The following is a 24,601-nucleotide window of genomic DNA, read 5'->3' on the forward strand; positions in this document are numbered from 1 at the left end:
GAGCCGTGTGAGGTGAAAGTCTCATGCACGGTTCTGAATGGGAGGGGGAGAAGGCGACTTCTCTCTCGACCCCTAATAACCATCCGATCTCAACGTGCGATCGCACCCATGAATATCTTGATTGTCGAGGATGAACCCGAAATTGCCCGCCTGATCCGGCGCACTCTGGAAGGGGAAGGGTTCTCCTGTCGCATCGCCGAAAACGGCCTCAGTGCCCTCGAAATGTTTCAAGAACAACAGCCCGACGTCATCGTTCTCGACCTGATGCTGCCCGGTTTGGACGGGTTGGAAGTGTGCGCCCGCATCCGACAGCAACCGGGACAAAAAGACCCCTACATCCTGATGTTGACCGCCAAGGGGGAAGAAATCGATCGCATCGTCGGCCTGTCCACGGGGGCGGACGATTATCTGGTCAAACCCTTCAGCCCCAGAGAACTGGTGGCGCGGGTGCGGGCCCTGTTGCGCCGCAGCCTCCGCCAGGGGGGACAGACCCAAACCTACCAAACCGCCCACTTCACCCTCGACCTCGACCGGCGGACGGCCAACTTTCGGCGGGACGCCCATTCGGAACCCCTGGATCTGACGACCCTGGAGTTCAACTTATTGGCGACCTTCATCAGTTACCCGGGGCGGGTGTGGAGTCGCAGCCAACTGATTGATAAATTGTGGGGGGACGACTTTTTCGGGGACGAGCGGGTGGTGGATACCCACGTCGCCCGACTGCGAAAAAAAATCGAACCCGACCCCTCCCACCCCACCTTCGTCAAAACTGTGACGGGGGTGGGTTACAAGTTTGAGGACGAATCTTGATAATTGATAATTGATAATTATCGATTGATTTCCTCCGTTTCCTCCGGCGGCACGAAAAATCTCAACTGTCCATCTTCCCCCTGTTCAATTTGGACGCCGAGGGCTTCGAGTTCCGCGATCGCCCGTTTTCGCACCACGGGGTCAGTGGTTTGGGAGTACACGGTCAGCCAAGCGTTGATACGGATCATTTTGTTGTCGGGATTTTCCCGCAGGGTAGCCGCCACCTCCCGAAATCTGGCGGCGAGGGCCTCGGAGGGGGTGCCTGCGGCCCATTTTGCCGCCATTTCCAGGGACGCGATCGCGGCCTCGGTGTCGCCGACGAGGAGCAACTGGTCGATCGCCTTGAGTCGCCACAGCCGCCAGGCGTCGGGGTAGTCCGGGGAGAGAGCATCGGTGCCGCGATTCATCAGCTTTACGGAAAGTTCCGGTTCGCCCTGGTAATAAGCAACTGACGTCGATAAGAACAGGTACATATCGACCCATTTGGGATCGAACTTGGAGATGACATCGAAATGGTCGTCGTTGAGCTGGTAGCCTGTCAGCTCCCGGGCCGGCTCATCTCCGAAATACTGGAGGAAGTTGAGAAAAGTCCAGTCGGCCAGCAAATTGTCGAATCCGAAACCGGGGGAGCGTTTGAGGAGTTCCAGATTGGTAGCCAGTTGCCGTTCTTGCTCTCGGGCGTCTGCCTCCGTCAGTTCCGGGCCGTCCGCCCCCGAGGGGCGATCGCGAATTTCGGCCCCGCCGGGGGCGTAAATCTGGATGCCGACGGCACCCAACAGGGCGACGACGGCGATCGCCGCCGGAATCCAAACATCCGAGCGCCTGACCAGAAAAGATGACATTTCAGAGAAAACCCCGCCGAATTCAGCTTGCTCTCACATTAAAATACGACTCGCGCTGCTTTGTCATCAATGGAAATTATAGCTACACTATCAGCAAAGGGGTGTGACCTCGAGTCAACGGCGATGGCCAGTTGTCAGAGACTCAGACATTCGCACATTCCGGGCCGATGCTACCATTTTCAGACGCCCGGGATGGTACTGACGGAGCCGGCCGCACCCGTTGCAGAGCCGGTGCCGTCGGAAATGAAACCTGCGGACGCGGGAACACTGATACCCGTGGAGGAAGCAGGAGACAGCTTGCCGCGATCCGATTGAGACGGGTTTGCAGGTTGTAAAGCGATCATGATTGATACTCCCCGAATCGGGGATTGTATTCCCCACTCCTATCCAAGCTCCGTTTAAAATTCGTAACAGAATCGAAAAATCTACCATGACCTGCCCCGTGTGAGCTACAATCCAATTAATCGGCTCAAAAAGGTTGCCGGGTGCCGTCAGAGGATACAACATCATCAGTTTTGACTGGATGTTCAAGCTCCATAGACAGCGGGAAGTTAGAAGCTCCGCACCCAGTAGAAAAGGTTTTTTTCTTTTCTGAACTACACATCAAGCGGGTAGCTCATTCGTGTTAGCCTGCGGACTGGAGAGTGCCGACACTTCCAGAACGAAGCAGGAAGAAAACACCGAACCCATCCAACTCTGCTCAGATTTGGACGGCGCGTGGATAGGTTTGAGTCAGTTTTTTCAGAGCGGAATTGAGCCAGAGGAAGACTAGATGAACCATCACGAAAAACGATTTTCCCCCATCCGAACCGCCTTTTACAGCGGGGCGATCGCAACCCTTTCCGCCCTCGCACTCCCCGGATTCAGCGAGTCCGTCAACGCGACCCTGAAAGATAGCCCGAAAGCCATCGTTGACGAAGCTTGGCAAATTGTCAACCAAGTCTACGTCGATCCGAGCTTCAACCGCCTCGACTGGGTGGAAGTTCGGGAGGAATTGTTGGGGCAAGAGTACACGTCCCGGGAAGAGGCTTACACCGCCCTGCGCGATGCCCTCGAACGGCTCGAAGATCCCTACACCCGCTTCATGGACCCCGAGCAGTACGAGCGCCTGAGCAACCAGACCGCCGGGGAACTCTCCGGGGTGGGGATGCAGCTCATGTTGGACGAAGCCACCCGAGAGATCACCGTCGTCAATCCGATCAAAAATTCTCCCGCCATCGAGGCTGGAATTCAAGCGGGCGATCGCATTTTGGCTATCGACGGCAAGTCCACCGAAGGCATGAGCGTGGAAAAGGCGGCGGAGAAAATTCGCGGCCGGGTGGGAACCGACATCACCCTGCGAATCGGCCGCGAGGGACGGGGAGAATTCGACGTCACCCTGACCCGCGCCCGCATCGAGCTGGAAACGGTGCGCTACCGGCTCAACACGGAGGGAAATCGCAAGATCGGCTACATCCAACTGCAGGAGTTCAACTCCCACGCCGCCGAACAGATGGAAGAGGCCATCGAAGCGCTGCTCGAAAAAGATGTGGACGGGTTCGTGTTGGACCTGCGCGGCAATCCGGGGGGACTGTTGCGGAGCAGCATCGATATCGCGCGGATGTGGATGGATAAGGGCGCGATCGTCAGCACCATCGATCGCAACGGGGACAGCGAGGAAATTCGCGCCAACCGCACGGCTCTGACGGACCTGCCGGCCGTCGTCCTGGTGGATGACAACTCAGCCAGCGCCAGCGAAATTTTGGCCGGGGCGATGCAGGACAATCGGCGGGCCGTGGTGATGGGGACGCAGACGTTCGGCAAAGCCCTGGTGCAGAAGGTGTTCTCCCTTTCCGACGGCTCCGGTCTGGCGGTCACGGTGGCCCACTACTACACCCCCAACGGCACGGACATCAGCCACAAGGGCGTGACCCCGGATGTCAAAGTCGAGATGAGTACCCTGGAGAAAAAGCAACTCGCCCGCGATCCCAACCTGATCGGAACCCGGGAAGATCCCTGCTACGCGCGGGCGATCGCGATTCTGGGCGATCCCTCCCGTCCTCTGGCGGTCAGCGAAACCCTCGATCCCTAGGTCGCGATCGATTCGCAAAAATACCTAAAAATTGGGTTTCAAACTTCCCCCTTCCGGGGGATTTTTTATGGCGCTGCGGTTGGGGAGTCGGGAGTAAAGAATCGGGAACTGGGAAGGAAAATTAATTGTATAGCAGTCGCTATGACGCTCAGGACATTTCCTCTCATCTCTTAATTGGTTTTCCCTAATACCGACTCCCTAATACCGACTCCCTATCTGATATCAATTGCCAGACCCATCCTGAACCGTTAATCTTGAGGGTATGTTGCGATGTGAGCAATCACCATGTCACAATCAAATCCTCCAGACTTGCCGAAACGGCAAGACTTACCCCCCATGTTCGACGAGTGGGTTGCCATTATTTTGGCGATCGCGACGATGGGGTTCATTTTCTTTTGGTCGTTTGGAAAAGTCGATCCGCGGCTGAGTCTGAATCTATTTCGGGCGACGCCGACACCGACGCTCGAAGGAGGCGGTTCGACTCAGATCTCCGATTTGATCGAAGACGTACTCCCGAGCCGAACCTCCAGTTTGTTGGAAACCGATCGCGATTCCGAGCCCGAAGTCTCGGATCGCTCCCGAACGGCGTCTGTGGCTCCCTCCGGAGCCGTCGTGTCTGCCGCACCTTTATTATTCGGGCGTCAGACCCAAACCACATCTGAAGCGGCGATGGTGCCCAAATCTCCGGAAGCGTCGCCGGAGCCAACCGCCGCCGTCCCCCTGGTTCCTTTGGAGTCCCCGCCGGGGGCCGAAACCCCGGATGCCGAGACGGCCGCCACTCCCCCGGCTTCGGATTCTGAAACGGTCGATGAGGGGGCGATCGCGACCCCGGCTTCTCCAGATGCGGCGTCGGAAGCTCCGACATCCGAGACTCAAACCACCGCCGTTCCTCTGGTTCCTTTGGAGTCCCCGCCCGGTGGCGAAACCCCGGATGCGGAGACGGAAACGGCCGCAACTCCCCCGCCTTCCGATGTCGCCGAGGCCGAGGATGCCGAGACGGAAACAGCCGCAACTCCCCCGCCTTCCGATGTCGCCGAGGCCGAGGATGCCGAAACGGCCGCCACCGCTCCAGAGGTCGCACAGAGTCCAGATGAGACGACACCAATCCTGGCTAACGTGCCGGAGGATCACTGGGCGCGGGGATTTATCACTTATTTCGCCGACCAAAATCAGCCCATCGGAGTCGAGGACGGTTCTTTTCAACCCGACGAACCCTTAACCCGGAGCCAGTTTGCCAACCAACTGCAACGCTCGTTTGAGCGGGAAGATGTCCAACCCGACATCAATTTCAAGGATCTGCCGGAGGATTACTGGGCCAATCCCGCCATCCGAGATGTCACCAAACGGGGTTTCCTCAAGGGATATCCCGGGGAAGTGTTCCGTCCCGACCAGCAGATGACTCAGGTTGAGGTGGTGGTCGCTTTGGCCAGCGGTTTCGACCTGACTCCGCCGGAAAATCCCCAGGAAGTCCTGAAAACCTACGCGGATGCCGACCAAATTCCGGAGTGGGCCGTCGGCAAGGTGGCCGCGGCAACCCAGGCGGGTTTGGTGGTCGATCATCCCGATCGCGACACCTTCAATCCTAACGAACCCGTGACCCAAGCCGAGGCGATCGCGATGATTTATCAAAGTTTGGTGAAACTCGGCGAAGTCGAACCCATCGAATCGGAATATATCGTCAATCCGTAAAGGTTTTGAATTTCGATTCCGCGATCCCCGCCGACCGGTCGGCGGGGATTTTTTGTGGTCGAAAAAAGGGCGACGCAGCCCGGTCAAGTTCCCCCATCCGGATGAACCGACCGGGGGAAGTGCGATCGCCCGCCGTTCCCTGAATATACGCTATCAAAGCCGGTACTTTTGACAGCCCGTCTCTTTTCAACCCTGATGAGACGGGTTTTTTTTGAGTGAAAAGTGAACAGCGATCGGATGACTTTTGAATTTTGAATTTTGAATTTTTTAAAACCGCCCCCGGATTGAGGGCGGAAAGGCTGAAAAATTAATGCAGGAAATGGCGCATCCCCGTCAACACCATGACGACGCCAAATTCGTTCGCCGCATTGATGGAATCTTGGTCGCGCAGACTGCCGCCCGGTTGCACGATCGCTTCAATTCCGGCGGCTGCAGCGGTCTTTACGGAGTCGTCAAAGGGAAAGAAACCGTCGCTGGCTAAATATCCCCCCCGGGCATTTTCTCCGGCCTGTTCCAGGGCGATTTTCGCCGCGCCGACGCGGTTCATCTGTCCGGCACCGACGCCCAACGTCGTCCGGTTTTTTGTCACCACGATCGCATTCGATTTGACGTGTTTGGCAATTTTCCAGGCAAATAACAATTCCGCCAATTGTTCGGGGGTGGGTTTCTTTTCCGTCACCAATTGCCAGTGGTCGGGATTGTCTTCCGCATCGTCGGCGGTCTGCACCAAAAATCCCCCCGCGATCGCTTTTACCGTCTCTTTCGGCCCGGTGAATAAATCGGGGAGAATCAACACCCGCAATTTCGATTTTTTCTTGAGAATTTCCTCGGCTTCCGGTTCGCAGCCCGGGGCGACAATACACTCTAAAAAGGTTTTCGTCATCGCCGCGGCGGTGGGGGCGTCGATGGGGCGGTTGAGGGCGACGATACCGCCAAAAGCGGACAAGGAATCGGCCGCGAATGCCTTTTCATAGGCTTCTGAAAGGGTACAGGCGATCGCCGCGCCGCAGGGGTTGGTGTGTTTGAGAACGGCCGCGGCGGGCTCGTCTGTGAATTCGCAAATGATCCGTCTGGCGGCTTCGAGATCGACTAAATTGTTGTAGCTGAGGGGTTTGCCCTGCAGGATTTCCCCTGCGGACCAGCCGCTGGGGACGGTCCCGGTTTGATACCAGGTGGCGGGTTGGTGGGGGTTCTCGCCGTAGCGGAGGGCCTGACGTTCGCTTCCGGCGAGGGTGTAGGTGCTCGGCAGGGGGGAGGGTTCGGCGGGGTCTTGGCGTTCTAAATAGGCCGCGATCGCGCGATCGTAGGCGCCGGTGTGGCGGAAGGCCTGCAAGCTGCACCCCTGGCGGAATTCCAGGGTCGGTTCCCCGTTGCGATCGCGCAATTCTTGCAGGTAATCGCCGTATTGTCCCGGGTCGCACAGGACCGTCAAATGGGCGAAGTTTTTGGCGGAGGCCCGCAGCAGGGTGGGCCCGCCGATGTCGATCTGTTCGATCGCTTCCGGGAGGGTGACACCTGCTTTGGCGACGGTTTGTTCAAAGGGGTAGAGGTTCACTACCACCAGGTCGATGGGGCGGATGTCGTGGCTTTCCAATTCTTGCACGTCCCCGGCTAAATTGCGGCGGGCGAGGATGCCGCCGTGGATGCGGGGGTGCAGGGTTTTCACCCGTCCGCCGAGGATTTCGGGGAATCCGGTGTAGTCGGAAACTTTGGTGACGGGGAGTCCGGCTTCTTTGATGGCGTTGGCGGTCCCGCCGCTGCTGATCAGGTCGAATCCAAATTCTTCGACGAGCGATCGGGCCAGGTCAACCAGTCCGGTTTTGTCAGATACACTCAGGAGGGCTAAACGTGCCATTGTGCTGCGATCGTGAAACAACTTTCCCATTGTAAGGAGTGAGGTTCCGATTATTGACAAATCACTCAAAATTGCTACAATGAAAGATTAATGTTCAAAAATACGACCGCACTCGGATTGCAGAACCCCGATTTTTTCCCCGAATGTTTTGAATGCGAGTCATTTCTCATTGTGCTATACTAATAGGTGATAAATGCAATATACTCAATCAATTTAAAAAAGTCAACTTAAAACAATATCAGACAACCATATATATTCTTATGACTCAAGATCGGGAAAATCGACAACGAGAGCTTCAGGATCTGATCCGATCCGGCGAAATCGAGAGCATTTACTTCAATGAGTTTTCCGTGGGAGTGTCCAAGCACGACGTTTTTATTTTATTAAAACGAAACGGAAAAGAAGAAGTCATCATCAATGCGTCTCACATGACCGCAAAATCTTTTGTCAACTCTCTCAATGAAGTTTTAGAAAAGTTTGAAAAACAAACCAACTACACGATTCCGAATTCGGACGAAATCGAACAATCAATGACGGAGGATATAGAGTTATGAAAATCATTTTAAAAGACAAGTTGTTGGGGAAGGTTGAAGACTTGAAAGGACACAATGGTATTTGCCAAAAAGTCAATTCAAGAACCCCATTAAAATCCAAACCATACGAAATTCAATCCGAGGCTTCAGAAGGGCGAGACATTGCGACATCTTCAAAACCGCCCTGGATGGAATTTGCCGGAATCTTTGAGAATAATGCTGATTTTGAGGAAATTATGCACTCAATTCAAGCCGAACGGGATTCTGATGATGAATCGGAAGTCGATCCATCCTTTTATTTGTAATTAAGAGGTCGTGGAGGGTGTGTCAATATATTCTGGATACGGATTCTGTGTCGCTAATTCTCCGTAACCATCCTAGAATTATAGTTCAGGCAGAACAGCATCGATTTGCCATTACAATTATCACGGTTCAAGAACAATTTAATGGTTGGGTTCCCAAAATCAATCAAGTCAGAGATACTGATGACATGGTTCGCCTGACCGAACTTTATACATATTTTTTGGAAAACGTACAATTCTATCAAAATCAAACGATACTCAATTTCACACCGGAAGCCGCCGAAGTTCTCAAACAACTACTCAGAGAAAATCGCGCACTGCGGAAAGCAAAGATACAAAAAGATATGCGAATTGCCGCGATCGCGTTGTCAATTGGCGCCACCGTCGTCACTCGTAACCGACGGGATTTCGGTCAAGTCCCCGGATTGAATATCGAAGATTGGACGTTATCGTAAGTCGGTTGTCAAAATTATAAAAAAATGTAAAGCTATATCACCGAATTTTAAGCGGTGACAACGGCTTGAACTAAAATAGAATCAGCGGTTGTGGGAAATGAGACTGAGTATTTATGACGTCGGATAAAATACCGGCGTTTGATGATGCGATCGCTCATTTTCCCCGTTTCAATTTGATCGTCAAGTGGAGAGTCAAGAAGCAGTGGTTGCACAAGTATCCGATCACACCTACGAAGCCAAAACCCAGGAAATCGCCCGGGAACTGTTGGCGACAACCCAACAGAAAAAGCAATCCCTATTCGGGAAATTGCAGGACCAGATGCGCTGGGATGACAAATTGTTGGATTGGGCGATGTCCAACCCCGGCCTGCGGGTGCAGTTGTTTCATTTTATCGACTGCCTCCCCGCGTTGAGAAGCAAACCCGAAATTGCCGCCCACCTGCAAGAATACCTCACCGATGAATCGGTGGAACTTCCCGACGCCCTGAAAAAGTTGTTGAACTTCGCCAACCCGGATTCGATGCCGGGAAAAGTGGCGGCGACGACGGTGGCGCCGGCGGTGGAAACCCTCGCCCACAAATATATCGCGGGGGCGGACATTCCGCAAATGATTAAAACTTTGGAACGGTTGCGGAAGGACAAATTGGCGTTCACCGTGGATTTGTTAGGGGAAGCCGTCATCACCGAGACGGAAGCGGAATCCTATTTGAACCGCTATTTGGAATTGATGGAAAAGCTATCCGAGGCGGCGAAGCGGTGGTCGAGTATCCCCCAAATTGACGAGGCGGACGGCAACTCCATCCCCCGCGTTCAAGTGTCCGTGAAGCTGACGGCGTTTTATTCCCAGTTCGATCCCCTCGATGCCAAAGGAAGTGAAATTAAAGTCAGCGATCGCATCCGGACGCTGCTGCGGCGGGCCAAAGAAGTGGGGGCGGCGGTTCACTTCGACATGGAACAATATGCCTACAAAGACCTCACATTCAGTATTTTGAAAAACCTGCTGATGGAGGAGGAATTCCGCGATCGCACCGATATCGGCATGACGGTCCAGGCCTATTTGCGGGACAGCCAAAAAGACCTCGAAGGCATTATTGAATGGGCGAAATTGCGCGGACATCCCGTGACGGTTCGCTTGGTGAAAGGCGCCTACTGGGATCAGGAAACCATCAAAGCCATGCAAAATGACTGGCCCCAGCCGGTTTTCAACGACAAAACCGCAACGGATGCCAACTACGAACGGCTGACCCAATTGATGTTGGAAAATCACGCCTATATTTATTCTGCAATTGGCAGTCATAATGTCCGTTCCCAAGCCAAAGCGATCGCGATCGCAGAGACGTTGAACGTGCCCCGCCGCGCCTTCGAGATGCAGGTGTTATATGGCATGGGAGATCAACTCGCAAAAACCCTCGCCACCAAGGGTTATCGGGTGCGGATGTATTGTCCCTACGGCGAACTTTTGCCGGGGATGTCTTATTTGATCCGGCGATTGTTGGAAAATACCGCCAACTCTTCTTTCATCCGTCAAAGTTCCGAAGAACGCCCGCTGGAAGAACTTCTCGCACCCCCCGAGGGCGACGCAAAAAGCACGATTCACGACACCTGGAAACCCCCATTTCCCAATGCCGCCGACAGCGATTATTCCGATGCGGTGACGCGGGATGAGGCGTTGCGGGCGCTGGAAACGGTGCGATCGCAGTTGGGAAAAACCTACTTTCCAATTATCGCCGGCAAGGCAGACAATACCGATACATTTATCGATTCCGTGAACCCGACTAACCCCTCGGAATTGGTGGGTAAAATGGGGTTGGCGAGTTGGGAACAGGCGGAGAAAGCGATCGCGGCGGCAAAAGCGGCATTTCCGGCTTGGAAAAAGACCCCGGTTCGGGAACGGGCGGGGGTGTTGCGGAAGGCCGCAGAATTGATGGAACAACGCCGCCACGAGTTGTGCGGGTGGATGGTATTTGAGACTGGAAAAGCCCTGTCCCAGTGCAACGCGGAAGTGTCCGAGGCGATGGATTTTTGCCGGTTCTACGCCGACGAAATGGAGCGGTTGGACCAAGGGTATATTTACGACACCGCCGGAGAAAGCGATCGCTACCACTACCAGCCGCGCGGCATTTCTCTGGTGATTTCCCCCTGGAATTTCCCCCTGGCAATCCCCACGGGGATGACTGTGGCTTCCTTGGTGACGGGAAATTGCACCCTGTTGAAACCGGCGGAAACCGCCTCCGTCATTGGTGCAAAAATCGCCGAAATTTTGGTGGAAGCCGGGGTTCCGGATGGCGTTTTTCAGTTCATCCCCAGCAAGGGATCGACGGTGGGCGCCGGTTTGGTGAAACATCCGGATGTCCACATGATCGCGTTCACGGGTTCCCAGGAAGTGGGCTGTCAAATTTACGCCGAAGCCGCGATTTTGCGTCCCGGACAGAAACATTTGAAACGGGTAATTGCGGAAATGGGCGGCAAAAATGCCATCATTGTGGATGAAAGTGCGGACTTGGATCAGGCTGTGGCGGGGGTGGTTTATTCCGCTTTTGGATACAGCGGCCAGAAGTGCTCGGCTTGTTCCCGGGCGGTGGTTTTGGAACCGGTTTACGAGGCGTTTGTTTCGCGGTTAATTGAGGCGGTGCGATCGCTGAATGTGGGCGATCCGACCGACCCCAGTACCTTTGTGGGACCCGTCATTGATGGCAACGCCCAGAAGAAGATCAAAGAATACATCGAAATTGGCAAAGGTGAGGCGGAATTGGCAATTTCCAAAGAAGCACCGGAGACGGGTTATTTTGTCGAACCGACAGTTTTTGTCAATGTTTCTCCCACGGCTAAAATTGCCCAGGAGGAGATTTTCGGGCCGGTTTTGTCAGTGATTAAGGCGCAAAATTTCGACGAGGCGATCGCGATCGCCAACGGCACGAATTACGCGCTGACGGGGGGTTTGTATTCCCGCACGCCCTCCCACATCGACCAAGCCAAGGCGGATTTTGAAGTGGGAAATCTGTATATCAACCGCAGCATTACGGGGGCGATCGTTTCCCGGCAACCCTTCGGCGGCTTCAAGCTTTCGGGGGTGGGTTCCAAAGCGGGGGGTCCGGATTACCTGCTGCAATTCTTGGAACCGCGCACGATTACGGAGAACATCCAGCGGCAAGGTTTCGCACCCATTGAAGGGGTGGATTCGTAGCGGTTGATTGCGGTTTGATAGCGGGGGCGATCGGCCCCCGCAATCGTTACAGATGACTGTTCCGCTACGATAGTAATTGATACAAATCAAAGAAACCGGGTTTCTAGCAGACGGTCTCGTTGGTGACGAAAAATCACTCTAAGACACCCGGTTTCTAGGTATGGCGAGGAATTACAGCAATGTAAAATCCTCCGATGTCAGGTCGTCAACCGCCACGCCGGGAACGGTGGCGAGAACCTCGTCGCTGCTATTAATTTTCACCACGGTCGTCCCCTCTTCCTGGGTGATGGCGAGTTGGTCGAATGTCAAACCATTTCCGAGGATAAATAAATCCGTTCCGTCGGTGAAGTCGGCAATTAAATCCGTTCCGGCATTAGGGACGAGTAAGAAGCGATCGCGACCGTTGCCACCGACGATCGTATCGTCGCCCAAATCTCCAGCCAGGAAATCATTGCCATTTTCTCCGGATAGCAAATCGTCATCCCGTCCGCCGTAAATCTCATCATCCCCTTCGCCGCCGATCGCGGTATCATTGCCCCGATTTCCGAAAATGATATCATTGCCATTTCCGCCGTCGAGGAAATCGTCGTCGCTGGCGGTATCGCCGGGAATTAAGCCCCCCACGCCGCCGAACATGGTATCGCCTTCGTCGTCGCCGTAGAGGTTATCATCCCCCTGGCGTCCGAATAACAAGTCGAAGCCCAAACCGCCGTACAAGTTATCATCCCCTTGCAGTCCGGTGAGGCTGTCATTTCCGCCTAAACCGAACAGATCGTCGTTGTTTTCACTTCCCAAAAGGTCGTTATTTTCCTCATTCCCAGAAACGGTATTTTCCACCGGATTGGGGGGGCGGATGGGAATTTCGATATCGATGCCGGGGACGGAGGGTTCGCCCTCGTCATCCCCTTCGAGGGGGGGAATTTCTGGCAGGCTAAAGGCATTGACGACCAACTCAAATGTAGTTTGGATGGAGAATTCCCCATCGCTGGCGGTGACGGTGACGGTGGAAGTTCCGGCACTCACCGGGGCTCCAAAAATTGCCCCCGTTTCCCCGTCCAACTCGATGCCGAAGGGCAGACCGCTGGCGGTGTAGGTCAGTTCGTCCCCGTCAGGATCTGCAAAATTCTCGCCGATATCGAGGCTGAAACCGAAGTTGGTGGTCGCCACCTGGCCGGGGATGGGTTCGGCCACCACGGGGGGAGTATTGACGGCGTTGACGGTAATGTTAATCGCCGCTTCTTCCGAGGTGTCCTGGCCGTCGATCGCCGCATAATTAAAACTCACCTCGCCGCCGAAATTATCGTCGGGGGTGAACGTCAAACCACCGATCGCACTGCGCGGGATTTCTTGGTTTACTGCGACCGCAACCCCGTCCAATTCCAGGGTTCCATTTTCCGGTAAGGATGTTATGGCGATCGCGCTCAACTCGTCCCCGTCTTCATCTTCAAAGGCGGCGGTAAAGTCCTCCAAACTGAACGTAATTGTCGCCCCCTCGTCAATTTCTTTGTCGATATCTGCAATAATCGGGGGGTTATTGTCGGCGGAAATAACGCGGATGGAAGCGGCTAAAACCGTACTGCTGAACGCCGTCGAACTACCGTTGACGGTGACATTTGCCGTGCCGCCGGCGGTTCCAAAACTGCCGTCCCAGGCACGGAATGAAATCCCCTCCGATACCGTTCCAGAAAATCCCACGGAAGCCACAAACCGGACTCGGGCCGTCGCCGACAATAACCGGGCACTGGCATCCGAAGGAGTCGAAAATACCGTCCAACTTTCGCCGCCGTCGAGGGAGAATTCCCAAACTCCGTTGGCGGTATCAATTCCCACCACGGCAATTCCGATCGCCCCGCCGTCCCCATCGTCGCTGAACCCGGCCAACAAATCGGAAACCAGGGTTCCCAGATTTTCGCCTTCGGTAGAAACGGGTTCCAAACTCGGGGTTCCGCCTTCTTCCAATGTGGGGGCACTGTTGAGGGCGTTGAGTTCAATTAAAGTGGTACTGCCGCTGACTTCGTGGCTGACTGCCAGCAAAGAATCGTCAATCATTGTCAACCCTTCCGGCCCCAAATCTCCCGCCGTCCCCGCTTCCGGGTCGCCCTCAAAATTGCGGTTGTTGATATATTGAACAAATTCGGGATTTTCCGGATCGCTGATGTCGTAAGCCATGATGCCGCCGATCCGTTCCAAACCAACAAAAGCGTAGGTTTTACGGCCGACAGTTCCGACGGTCAACGGTTCCGGTTCCGGCCCCTTATTGTCGCTGCGGGTGTCGAAGGTGTTTTCGTCGTTGTCGGAGTTGAAGAAATCGGAGAATTGTCCGGCGGTGATTTCCTCCAATTCGCTGCCGCTGTCGAACACGAATTCCAACCCGGTTTCCGTCGGTTTCCAGATGGTGAACGATCGCCCGCCGAAGGCATACAATTCATCAAAATCGCCGTCCCCGTCCGTATCTCCCAGGGTATTGGTGACAGTGAGGCGGCCCAGATTTTCCGGCAGTTGCAGGGTTTCCGCGTCGGGGAACGCCTCGGGATCGAGGGTGAGATCTTCGACGCGAACTTCCTCGTTGAAGCCGTCACTTTCCCGTCCGCTGCCCTCATTTGCCACCACCAAATAGGTTTCCCCGTCCACTTCATAAGCCGCCATTTCGTCGGGTTGATACATCCCGAAGAGGTTGTCCTGGGTGGCGATATTAAAGGCACCGTCGCGATCGCTAAAATCCAGACCGATCGCGCCATGATCTTTGAATCCGAGGGGGAAAATATCGGTGACTTCCAAAGCCTCCAAATCCACCGCCGCGATCGCGTTATTTTCCTGGAGTGTGACGTAAGCCGTCGAACCGTCCGCCGTCACCGCAATATATTCCGGTTCCAAATCTTCAGCCACCGTCGCATCCGGCCCGAAAATCCGCACCCCGGCTTCCCGCAGACTGTCAATTTGCTCGTTAAAAGCCGTAAATCCGACATCCGTCACCGAGGCATTTTCCACCCCGCCGGCCAGATCGATGACACTGATCGAACCCTCCGGATCGACGGTATATTCCGCGTTGGCTTCCCCCTCGTTGGCGACCAAAAGTTTGCCCCCGTCGGGGGTGAATGTAATCATGTCCGGCAAGAAGCCAACTTGTACGGAATTTTGCACTTCTCCCGCCGCATTTAAAAACAGGACCGTCCCCGCTTCCTGGGTGTTTTCCGGTTCCACCGCCACGGCGATTAAACCCTCAAAAACATCGACGCCGTTCACCGTCGCCCCGAAGTCCGACAGGTCGATCGCCTCCACAAAAGTCGGGTTATTCGGATCGGAAATATCCAGAACATCCAGGGTGATATCGGCTTCATTCACCACGAACAATTGTTCGGTTTCGGCGTCGTAGGCGTTAATTTTCGCCCCCGCCCGGTCGAAAATTCCCGTTTCGTAGGTTCCCGCCACAGACATCAACGGCCGGGAGGGCGCCACCGGATCTTCGCGGACGGCCAAATTCTGGATGACGATATCTTCCTCGGCGGGAACATCTTCCAAATCGAAAGCCGTCTCCGGGGTGGAAAAATTCGCCGCCAAATATTCCGCCAAAGCGTCCTGTTCGCTGCCATTTTCCGCGAAGGACGCCGCATCATTTCCCCCTTCTGGAACCGGCAATTCCCGCAAATCCACCACATCTTCGGCTAAGAATGGGAAGGGGTAACTGTCGCCGCCGCCGGCCAAAAAACCGAGGGTGACGATGCGGAACGTGCGATCGCTTTCCACCACCAATTCACCGTCCACGACCAGGGGTTCGGTGACATTTCCCGCTTCATCCAATAGGGAAACGCTGCGGATGCGATCGCCGGCTTGGGTGACATTTCCATCGTCGTCAAATGCGATCGCCTCTCCTGTGGGATCGAAGCTGAAAGACAACCCGGCAATCTGGGGAAACTGTCCCGGCGTGTTCCCCAGTCCGGTCGCCGCGACGGCGTGTTCCAACACCAACAATAACTCGTCCGCCGTCAGCGTCAGCAGGGATAAATTATTGTTGAACCGCAATGCATTTTCAATCGAAAGTTGGGAAACCGCCCCATCTTCCGGCGGCTGTAAAATCGTCGTTTCTCCCTCGTTGACAACTTCCCCGATGGGGGCACGAATGCCACCGCCATTTTTAATGGAAATGGTGACATCGGAATCGTACTGTTTGGCGACAAATAAATTCGCCTCGGCGGTGAGAATACCCAAATTGGTCGCTTCGGTTCGGACCGACTCCCGGGCTCCGTTCAAAAAGACATCGGTAAATCCGAAAACTCGGGAATCCTTCTCTTCCACAACCCCCGTCACCGCGTCCGTCAAACTGCGGACGGCAGCGGCTTTGGTTCCGCCTGCAAAGGGGTCGGCATCTCCCCAAAGTTCCGATACCGTCTCGTCGGTGGTGGCGAAAATTCCGCTAATTTCGGTATCGGTGGCTTCTTCATTATTGAGGATCAATTTTCCATCGTCGTCGAATTCCACCACCAGGCGCCCGACGTAGGAATATTCCCCGTCGCTGCTGACGATAACGGCGGGGTCGCCGTCGGCATTTTCCGCGACGATGGGATAGACTCCCTCCGCCTCATCTCCCGGACGCAGGGGGTCGGTATCGTCGGCTAAAATCGTATCGGAACCCCCGGCGATGACCACATCAACCCCACTCAATTGGGGCAGTAATTCTTCTTCCAAACCGATCTGTTGCAGGTGGGTGACAAGGACGATTTTATTGATGCCTTCGGCCAGCAATTTGTCAATACTCGGTTGCAGGACTTCCGCCAACGCCGCCATGTCGTTGCCGGTGGGATTGACGGAGACATCCCCCGGCGAAGAAATACTGTTTAACAGTGGCGTGGTCGCCCCGACGACGCCGATGCGATCGCCCCCCCGTTCGATGATGGCATTGGGGGCAATTTTGGGGACTTCTTCCGCGGCCAAAGACTCCGGCGGGCCGCTTTGAAAGTCGGTTGTCGGCAGCAATTCGTCGGTGAACAAACCGGAGAGGCTACCGTCTTCGGAAAAGTCCAAATTGGCAGATAAATAAGGGAATTGGGAACCCACCCAGCGATCGTCACCCAACCCGGCGTCTTGATAGTCGGGGGCAATGATATCTTCGATGGTTCCGGTTCCGAGGTCGAATTCGTGGTTTCCGAAGGCGGAGGCGTCGAAACCGATCGCATTCATGATGGAAATATCGACGCGGCCGACACCCTCCCGCAACCCGCCATAACTGTCGTCAATTTCAGTATTGGGCAGGTCGTAAAAACGGTTGTAAAACTCGTTGAAAATGCCACCCTCGCGGAAGGTATCCGCATCCCCCGCCGCGTTGAAGAAAGGACCGGGAATGTAATTGTCTCCGGCCGATAACGTGATGGAGGCATCGAAGTTGTCGGTGTCGTTTTCCAACCCTTCGACGATCGCCGCGAAGTTGGGTGCCCGTTCGATGGCATCGACCCCCCCTTCCAAGTCGGAGGCGTGCAGAATTTGCAGGGTGAAAGTGTCGCCCGCTTCGGGGGGCGTAATTCCCTCCAATACGGTATCTTCCCGGAACGCCAAATTCTGGATGCGATCGTCGCCACTCGGGGGCGTATCGACTCGGGAAAAGGCATCTTGTCCGTTTTCGACGTTGAAGAATGCCGCCAGATATTCAGCCAGGGCATCCTGTTCGCTTCCCGACACCAAATCTGCCCGACCCAAAGTTGCCGGTTCTTCAAAAGTGCCCAATTGTACCTGGTCGAAAATCACCTCCGGATAACTGTCGCCGCCGCCGGCTAAAAAGCCCAACGTGACGACGCTGAATTCGCGGTTTGGGTCGCCCACCAATTCCCCGTTTTGAACGATAATTTCCCGGAGAGTCCCGGCCTCGTCGGTCAGCACCAAATTTTGGATGCGATCGCCCGGTTGTTCCGCCGTCCGGGGATCTCCGGCGGGGTCGAAACTGAACTTAAACCCGCCGATCTGACCGAAACGGCCGCTGACATTTTCCACCCCGGAAACCATGTGTTCGGCGATTTCATACAGTCCCCCCGCCGTCACTTTTCCCAGGGTGAGGTCGTTGTCGAACCGCAGGGAATTGGAAATGTCGAGTTGGGAAACGTCCCCCTCTTCTTTGCCCACGTTGGGATTGGCTTGGGGGGGAACCTGCACCAATTCACCACCACCGCCGGCGATAAAAGACTGGCCGATCGCGTCCCGAATTCCGCCGCCATTTTTGAAGGAAATATCGATCGCTTCAAACCCTGCTAAAAGGTCGTCGCCGTAGGTTTCCAGATATTGTTCGGCGTAGTAATCCTGGGCGTCGGCGGCGAGATTTCCCAGGTTGGTTTCCTGGGTTCGCACGTCGCCCCGGATGCCGTTGAGGAAGACGTCGGTTTGGCCGAAAATGTTGCCGTCCAAAGCGTTCACAAAATTTCCCACGCCGTCAACGATCGCAACCACTTCCGGATCGGCGATCGCTCTGACCCCTTCAAAATCGGTAATATTTTCATCGTAGAGGCGATCGACCCCGGCGATGTCGGTGGCGAAGGTTCCGCTGTCGTCCCCGATGCGGGTGATATTACCTCCGGCGTCGAAGTCCGCCACCAGTTGTCCGAGGTAGCGATAATTCGCCCCGGTGTTGACGTAATAAACGGTATTGTCGCCGGTAAATGCTTGGGGATAGGGTTGCAACAGTTGCCCGTTATTTTGCTGGGTTTCATCTTCCCGCAGGGGGGGGACACCGGTTCCGTCCGCCATCACCCGGTGAGACCCGCCGCCGACGAGGATATCGACGGGAATGCCCGCATCTGCCAGGGCTTGGGCCAAAGCCCGTTCGATTTCCGCCTCTTGCAGGTGGGTCATCAACAGGATTTTGTTGACCCCGGCATCGGTGAGGGCCTGGACTTCCGGTTGCAGGTTCTCAATCAGGGCGGCGACCTGTTCGGCGATGGGGGTGGAGGCGGTGATGTCGTCTCCCGTCAGCATCTCCACGTCCCCATTATTGGCGATCGCGGGCAAATAGGGGGTGAGAGCCCCCAACACGCCGATATTTTCCCCGTTGACATCGACAACAACGCTGCCGGTGAGGCTGTTGGGTTGGGGCGCCCCGCCATTTTCGACGACGTTCAAACCTTCCGGGAGGGTGGCGTTATCGTAGCTGAGGTTGTTGGCGATGTAGGGGAAGGCGGCGCCGGGATAGCCCCCCTCGCCGATGCCCCGACCCCCGGCGGAACCGTTGACGATATCGGCATCGGGGGCGAGAAGGTTGAAAAAGGTTTCGTCTCCGGCGTCGAATTCGTGGTTTCCGACGGAGGCGACATCCCACCCCAACTCATTTTGAATCAGGATGTCGGCCAGACCCGGCGCCCCGGCAGGTTCCCCGTCGGCGGCGGAGTCGTAGATGCCGCGACTGGCCTCGAAGAAGGGTCCGGCGATGAACAGGTCGCCGGAGGCTAGTTTCAGGGTGTTGTCGTAGTCGTCTTCCAGGGCGTCCATCACCGCCGAAAATGCGATCGCGTCCTGGAGGGCGGGAATCCCGGCTTCCTGGTCGGAGGCGTGGAGGAGTTGCAGGGTGAACGGCCCGGATAGGGTCAGGCCGGCCACCATCGGATCGTGGTCGCTGGCCGGGTTCGGAAATTCGGCGTTGAGGTGCACCGCGTCCACCTGCGTTGAGTCCGCCAAATGATTGCTGACCAAAATATGGTCTAAAGCCTGGGAATTGCCGTCAAAAATAAAGCTGTAGCGGTCCGGTTCGGGCAACTGCAACGTCAGGTTGGCGAACTCATCCCCCGCCAGGGTTTGCAGGGGTTGGGAAAACTGGAAGTCGTTGAAATCCCCCAAAATGACGACGTTGGCGTCCGGGTCGGCGGCCAAAATTTCGTCGGCGAAGTCCTTGACCACCTGGGCCTGGGCGGTTCGCTGTTGGACGGTTTCTTGTTGCGGCGGCTGGGTCGCCCCGAACAGGGGATCGTCGCCGCCTTTGGATTTCCAGTGGTTGACGATGACGAAAACCTTCTCGCCGTTGAAGATGAATTCCCCCGCCAGGGACTTGCGGGTTCCGTCGAAGCCGGTGGCTTCGTTTTCGGCGAAGGCGGGGTTTTCCGGGTCGATGCGGCCGGGGCTGAGGCTGAGGGCGGCCTCGCCGCCGGCGTCGGTGGTGACTTGGGTGGCGTCGGTGGCCCCGGCGTTTCCGCGATCGACGAAACTGACGCGATCGCGGTTGAAGAGAAATCCGACGCGGATGTTGCTGCCGGGCGCCCCGCCGTCTTGATTGTTTTCGGGGTCGATCTGCCGGTATTCGTAGGTCGGACCCCCTGCGGCTGCGATCGCGTCGATCAATGTCTGATAAGTTTGGTCGGCCGCTACGATCCCGTCGTCGTTGGACCCGCTGTTATCCTGAATTTCTTGCAAGCCGATGATGTCGGGACTGTTGAGGTTGTTGACGATCCCCGCCGCCAAGGTCTGGAATGTCTCGGGCGGGTCGCCGGGGTCGAGGTTGAGGACGTTGTAGGTGGCGACGGTCAATTGGTCCGGGGTTCCCGCCAAGTCGGTGGTTTCGGGGGTCAAACCGCCGGGGGTGACGGGGGGGAGGGGTTCGGGATTGAGGAGTTTGTAGTTGCCGAAACTGTAGCTGAAGACGCCGGTAACGGGTTCGTCGAAGCGATCGCCCACGGTCACTGAAGGGGGGTCGGAAACCAATTCGTCGTCGATGATGATCCGTTCCGGGTTGAAGTCGTCGGGCCGGATGACGATGCCCCCCCCGGGGGTCCGCAGTGCGGCGTTGGCGCCCCCGCCGGCGAGGACGGCGATTTCCCCGAATCGGCTGGTGGGGCTGACGGCGACGGCTTCGTTGACCTGGACCCGCATCCCTTCCAGGCTTTCGTAGAAGTCGATCCCGTCCGTTTCCGGGTCGAAACTGGTCAGGTTGTCGTCGTCGATGGTGGCCGTCGGCGGGGTGCGATCGTCGGGGATGACCGTGGGGGCGGGCACGGCGTTGCCCGAGGACTCGACGGTGACATTTGCATTCGTCGCCTCCAGTTGCGTGATGGAGAGGTTGCCGCTGTCCGCCCCGCCGGGGATAAATTCCCCGACGGTTCCGCTCACTTCTACGCCATCCCCGACGCTGACGGTGGGGGGATCTCCGGTGAATACGAATAGGCCGTCCGAGGTGGCGATATTCCCGTCTCCGACGGGATCTTGCAGGTAAAAACCGTTGCCGGCGAGGGCGGTGACGATTCCGGTGGCGGTCACTTCCTCACCCAGGAGGGGAGACTGATGGGCCGCACCTTGAATGTCGTAGGTTGCTGTCATGGCGATCGAAAAAACTTGGCTAGTTTGACGGAGAAATCCCTATTTTAATCGAGAATTTGGCGGTCAACCCGCGAGGGCTAACTGCACATAGAAGTCCATTTTTGGGGGTGAAATCCACAGATTTTGCTTGTCCGAATCAACTTATCACGGCAAGATTAAAAAAACGTTAACTTTTGAGAAACGTTAGGATCTCGAGAGAGAGAAGCCGGCGATCGCGCATGATATACGAATTGGGATCGATTGTCAACCTCAGAAACTTAAGTTTTAGCAATTTTTTGATTTTAAAATTAAAAATATCATTGATATCGACGGGTAAAATAATCACCCTCTCAAATTCGGAGGGCGCCCATTGCGCCCCTCCACCCCTCCGCCCCCCAAACGCCATTTTTCGGGGGAAAATGAAACAGCCCCGGGGATGTCGGGGGGTCAGCTTTCGGGCCGAACCGTCCTCGAAAGGGTTGTGATTCGGAAGCTGCTATAACCGGATCTCTCGGGGTTATTTTGACAGTTGTAACGATGACCAAAAAATCGATGAAAATCAAGTGGAATCGGACGAAAATTCGCCCATCTGGAATTCGGTTGGCGATTGAAATTGTCCGCCGCCAAAACGAGGTCGTTTTGAAAGTAGGCGATCGCCCCTTTCTGCGGGTCGCGGAAGCGGATACAGTCGGCGCACTTTACCCGGAAAATCAGGGGGAAATTTGGCAAAAAAAATTGCAGGAAGGATTGAATAAAAGTTGGCGGGAACGGACGGCAGACTACACCCGCTGGGCGTTCAAACAAATAGCGATCGCCTTTTTTGTCGCCCTCCTCCTGCAAGTGCTGCTGATCTTACTTTGCCGCCACGTCCAACAGCAGCAAGCCCGACAATCTCCGGGGCGGTGGGGTTCCTTAAAACTGTTGATTTTGATATTACTACAAATCGGAGTATGGGTTGTATTTATAATCTATTCTGCACGATTATTTCCCATCACTAGAGAATGGTTTTACTACCTCATAAAACTGCTGGACAGCACCTTTAACAACCGCATCTTTCAACTCGGAGAAGAGGCGATTTCCCTGAACCGGGTATTGGTTTTGATCCTGATGGTTGCCGCCCTCTGGATTGGCGTGGGTTGGTTTGTCCGCCTTCTGCGATCGCGCCTTTTGACCCTCACCGCCGCCAACCGCAGCCATCAAGATGCGATCGCCTTTTTCGTCCGCTACAGCCTCCTCTTTATCGGCGTACTTTTGGTTTTAAATGCCGGCGGGATCGACTTTCAATCCCTGGCATTTCTCCTGGGTGCGATCGGAGTCGGCATCGGTTTCGGACTGCAAAATATCGCCAAAGATTTTATCAGCGGTTTGATTTTAATCGTCGCCCGCCCCATCAAAATCGGGGAATTAGTTCAAGTGGGAGAATTCCAAGGATTGGTGCTGCGAATCGGTGCCCGAACCACGGAAATTTCCCACGTTGATCGCCACATCATTACCGTCCCCAATTCCCGCTTTATCGAGGGGGAAGTCCTCAACTGGAACCGCAGCGGTTTAACGCGGGTGAAAGCCTATATCAACGTTTCCTACGGTTCGGATATCGAGTTTGTTTCCAAGGTTTTGTTAGCCGCAGCCCAGGTGGAACACCCGGACATCCTCCGCCACCCGCCGCCGAAAGTCAAGTTCCGGGAATACGCCGAAGACGGGTTACAATTTCGGGTGGTGGCGTTTATTTCCGACCCCCTCAAACAGCCGAAGGTGAGGACCCACCTGTACAGCCAAATCGAGCGGTATCTGCGGCGGTACGGAATCGAAATTGCCCGTCCCCAACAGGAGTTGTACCTCAAGGATTTAGACCCGGAAATTTCCGCCGGGGTGCGCTCGCAGACCCCCGAAAATGACCGGCCCCAACCCCGGGAATTTCTACCCCTCGAAGAACCCGAAATCCGGGAAGAATACGACTGGGACGCGATCGCGGCCGCGATGCGGGGGCCGGAAGGCGTGCCGGTCAAAGATCGGCGTTTTCAGTTTAAAATATTTCCCGACGTCTTTTTGGGTTCGGATGCGGTGGAGTGGCTGATGGTGCAGGAACGGGCGACCCGCGAAGAGGCGATTTTGATGGGTCAGTTGATGTTGGAAATGGGCATCATTGAGAGTCCCTTAAATGAACAGACATTCAAAGATGATCCCAGCTTTTATCGGTTCTCGGAAGAGGCGGAAATCCCCCCCGCCTCCCCATAACTTCAACTCGGATAGAGGTCGTGCCAATCCGCCGGCACGGGGTAGAAGCGATCGCCGCCGGCTTCATCCCAGAGGCCGGGTAGACCGGTTCGATGTTAAAATCGCGATCGCCATCCCACCCCAAAAGATGACCACTCAACCCCGTTCTGGATACACCTTACCCGTTTTCGCCGGCGCCGCCGCGATCGCGGCCCTCAAACACCTACAGAAACAAACGCCCGACCCCCAAAACGCCGTCCCGGTGAACTTGATCGACCCCCCGGAAACGGCCGAAATTCCCGTCGAACAGGTCGCCCGCCTGGGTCCGAATTCCGCCCTCGGCATCACCCGTTCCGATCCGGGCGACAACTTGGATCTGACCCGCGACACCCCCATTTGGGCGCTGGTGGAACGCATCGAGGGCAACCCCAACCCCCTGGGAATGGCGATCGAAATTGTCGGGGGCGAGGGGGTGGGTTTCCACGAAAAAGGGGGCGGCGCGGCGATCTACAAATACGCGCGATCGCTGATTCTGGAAAACCTCAAACCCCTGCTGCCCCCCGGCGATCGCATCCGAGTCACCGTGATTTTACCCGAAGGGCGGCAACTGGCCAAACGCACCTCCAACGAGGCCTTCGGCGTCGTCGAGGGGCTGTCCCTGCTGGGCACGACGGGATTATCCCGACCCCTCAGCGCCCCCGGACAGTTGGACGCTTATCGAGAAATTCTGGAACAAAAAGCCACAGAATTCAAAACCCTGGTCTTCTGTCTGGGGGAAAACGGCCTGGATTTGGCCGTCAATTCCGGCATCCCCGCCGGACAGACGGTGAAAACCGCCAACTGGCTCGGTCCGATGCTGGTGGCCGCGGCTGGAGTCGGCGTCGAGTCCATCTTGCTATTCGGCTACCACGGGAAGCTGATCAAACTGGCCGGTGGCATCTTCCACACCCACCACCACCTCGCCGACGGACGCCTGGAAATCCTCACGGCCCACTGTGCCGACATCGGGCTCCCCGGCGACGATTTGCGGGCGATTTTGCGCTCTCCCACGGCCGAAGATGCCCTGACCTATTTGCGGAAACTGGATGCCGAGCGGGCCGATCGCGTCTATAGTGCGATCGCGGACACCATCGACCGCCGCGCCGCCGCCTACATCCACACCCACGCCCGCCGGGAGGTTCGGGTCGGGTCCGTCCTTTTCGATCGCCAGCGCAGAATCATCCGAAAAAGTGCAGTGGGTGATACAATATGGCAACAAATTTGTTATTCTGTTGAGAATCATCCTTCGACAAATCCCGGGTAAAACCGAGGTTTACAAAAGTAGCAACAACTTTAGGATTTTCTCTTAAAGGAGTTGGTAGAGGCACATTGACTATGCCTTTAAGAGT

Annotated in this window: 13 protein-coding genes; 10 read left to right on the forward strand and 3 right to left on the reverse strand. The window is 55.8% G+C overall.

Annotated features, from left to right (window positions below):
• Positions 1–108: 108 nt before the first annotated feature.
• Positions 109–810, forward strand: a complete 702-nt coding sequence (locus LKE08_RS09025; protein WP_324703888.1) for a response regulator transcription factor — start codon at positions 109–111, stop codon at positions 808–810.
• A gap of 17 nt (positions 811–827) precedes the next feature.
• Here the strand turns inward: LKE08_RS09025 and LKE08_RS09030 are convergent, their stop codons facing one another.
• Positions 828–1,652 carry a hypothetical protein gene (locus LKE08_RS09030; RefSeq protein WP_324703889.1) on the reverse strand — a complete coding sequence of 275 codons (825 nt, stop codon included), beginning with the start codon at positions 1,650–1,652 and terminating at the stop codon, positions 828–830.
• 622 nt (positions 1,653–2,274) lie between these two features.
• On the opposite strand from LKE08_RS09030, the gene LKE08_RS09035 reads away from it, so the two are divergent.
• From LKE08_RS09035 to LKE08_RS09045, 3 genes are all read left to right on the forward strand, one after another.
• A complete protein-coding gene (locus LKE08_RS09035) occupies positions 2,275–2,424 on the forward strand; it encodes a hypothetical protein (RefSeq protein ID WP_324703890.1) in 150 nt (49 codons plus the stop codon).
• Complete coding sequence (gene ctpB / locus LKE08_RS09040; protein WP_324703891.1) at positions 2,425–3,723, forward strand: carboxyl-terminal processing protease CtpB; 1,299 nt, start codon at positions 2,425–2,427, stop codon at positions 3,721–3,723. It begins immediately after the preceding gene.
• Positions 3,724–4,008: 285 nt separating this feature from the next.
• Complete coding sequence (locus LKE08_RS09045) at positions 4,009–5,412, forward strand: S-layer homology domain-containing protein (protein ID WP_324703892.1); 1,404 nt, start codon at positions 4,009–4,011, stop codon at positions 5,410–5,412.
• Positions 5,413–5,719: 307 nt separating this feature from the next.
• On the opposite strand, the gene purH is transcribed toward LKE08_RS09045, so the two are convergent.
• Positions 5,720–7,267 (reverse strand): bifunctional phosphoribosylaminoimidazolecarboxamide formyltransferase/IMP cyclohydrolase, encoded by a 1,548-nt coding sequence (gene purH / locus LKE08_RS09050; protein WP_324703893.1) that lies wholly within the window; start codon positions 7,265–7,267, stop codon positions 5,720–5,722.
• 260 nt (positions 7,268–7,527) lie between these two features.
• On the opposite strand from purH, the gene LKE08_RS09055 reads away from it, so the two are divergent.
• The 4 genes from LKE08_RS09055 (at position 7,528) to pruA (ending at position 11,741) form a co-directional block, all read left to right on the forward strand.
• Positions 7,528–7,821: a hypothetical protein gene (locus LKE08_RS09055; protein ID WP_324703894.1), complete on the forward strand. Its 294-nt coding sequence runs from the start codon at positions 7,528–7,530 to the stop codon at positions 7,819–7,821.
• A complete protein-coding gene (locus LKE08_RS09060) occupies positions 7,818–8,105 on the forward strand; it encodes a hypothetical protein (protein WP_324703895.1) in 288 nt (95 codons plus the stop codon). Before LKE08_RS09055 ends, LKE08_RS09060 begins: the two co-directional genes overlap by 4 nt.
• A gap of 185 nt (positions 8,106–8,290) precedes the next feature.
• Complete coding sequence (locus LKE08_RS09065; RefSeq protein ID WP_324703896.1) at positions 8,291–8,557, forward strand: hypothetical protein; 267 nt, start codon at positions 8,291–8,293, stop codon at positions 8,555–8,557.
• Positions 8,558–8,759: 202 nt separating this feature from the next.
• Positions 8,760–11,741: an L-glutamate gamma-semialdehyde dehydrogenase gene (pruA, locus tag LKE08_RS09070; protein WP_324703897.1), complete on the forward strand. Its 2,982-nt coding sequence runs from the start codon at positions 8,760–8,762 to the stop codon at positions 11,739–11,741.
• Positions 11,742–11,912: 171 nt separating this feature from the next.
• Here the strand turns inward: pruA and LKE08_RS09075 are convergent, their stop codons facing one another.
• Positions 11,913–21,020, reverse strand: a complete 9,108-nt coding sequence (locus tag LKE08_RS09075) for a choice-of-anchor I family protein (protein WP_324703898.1) — start codon at positions 21,018–21,020, stop codon at positions 11,913–11,915.
• 516 nt (positions 21,021–21,536) lie between these two features.
• Between LKE08_RS09075 and LKE08_RS09080 the strand changes: the two genes are divergently transcribed.
• Both LKE08_RS09080 and cbiD read left to right on the forward strand, forming a co-directional pair.
• Entirely contained in the window at positions 21,537–23,234 is a 1,698-nt protein-coding gene (locus tag LKE08_RS09080) for a mechanosensitive ion channel domain-containing protein (RefSeq protein ID WP_324703899.1), read from the forward strand.
• 127 nt (positions 23,235–23,361) lie between these two features.
• The gene (gene cbiD, locus LKE08_RS09085; RefSeq protein ID WP_324703900.1) at positions 23,362–24,516 is read left to right on the forward strand and encodes a cobalt-precorrin-5B (C(1))-methyltransferase CbiD; all 1,155 of its coding nucleotides are present in this window, start codon (positions 23,362–23,364) and stop codon (positions 24,514–24,516) included.
• Positions 24,517–24,601: the final 85 nt, after the last annotated feature.

It is taken from the genome of Lyngbya sp. CCY1209 (assembly GCF_035615495.1).
GTDB lineage: Bacteria > Cyanobacteriota > Cyanobacteriia > Cyanobacteriales > Microcoleaceae > Limnospira.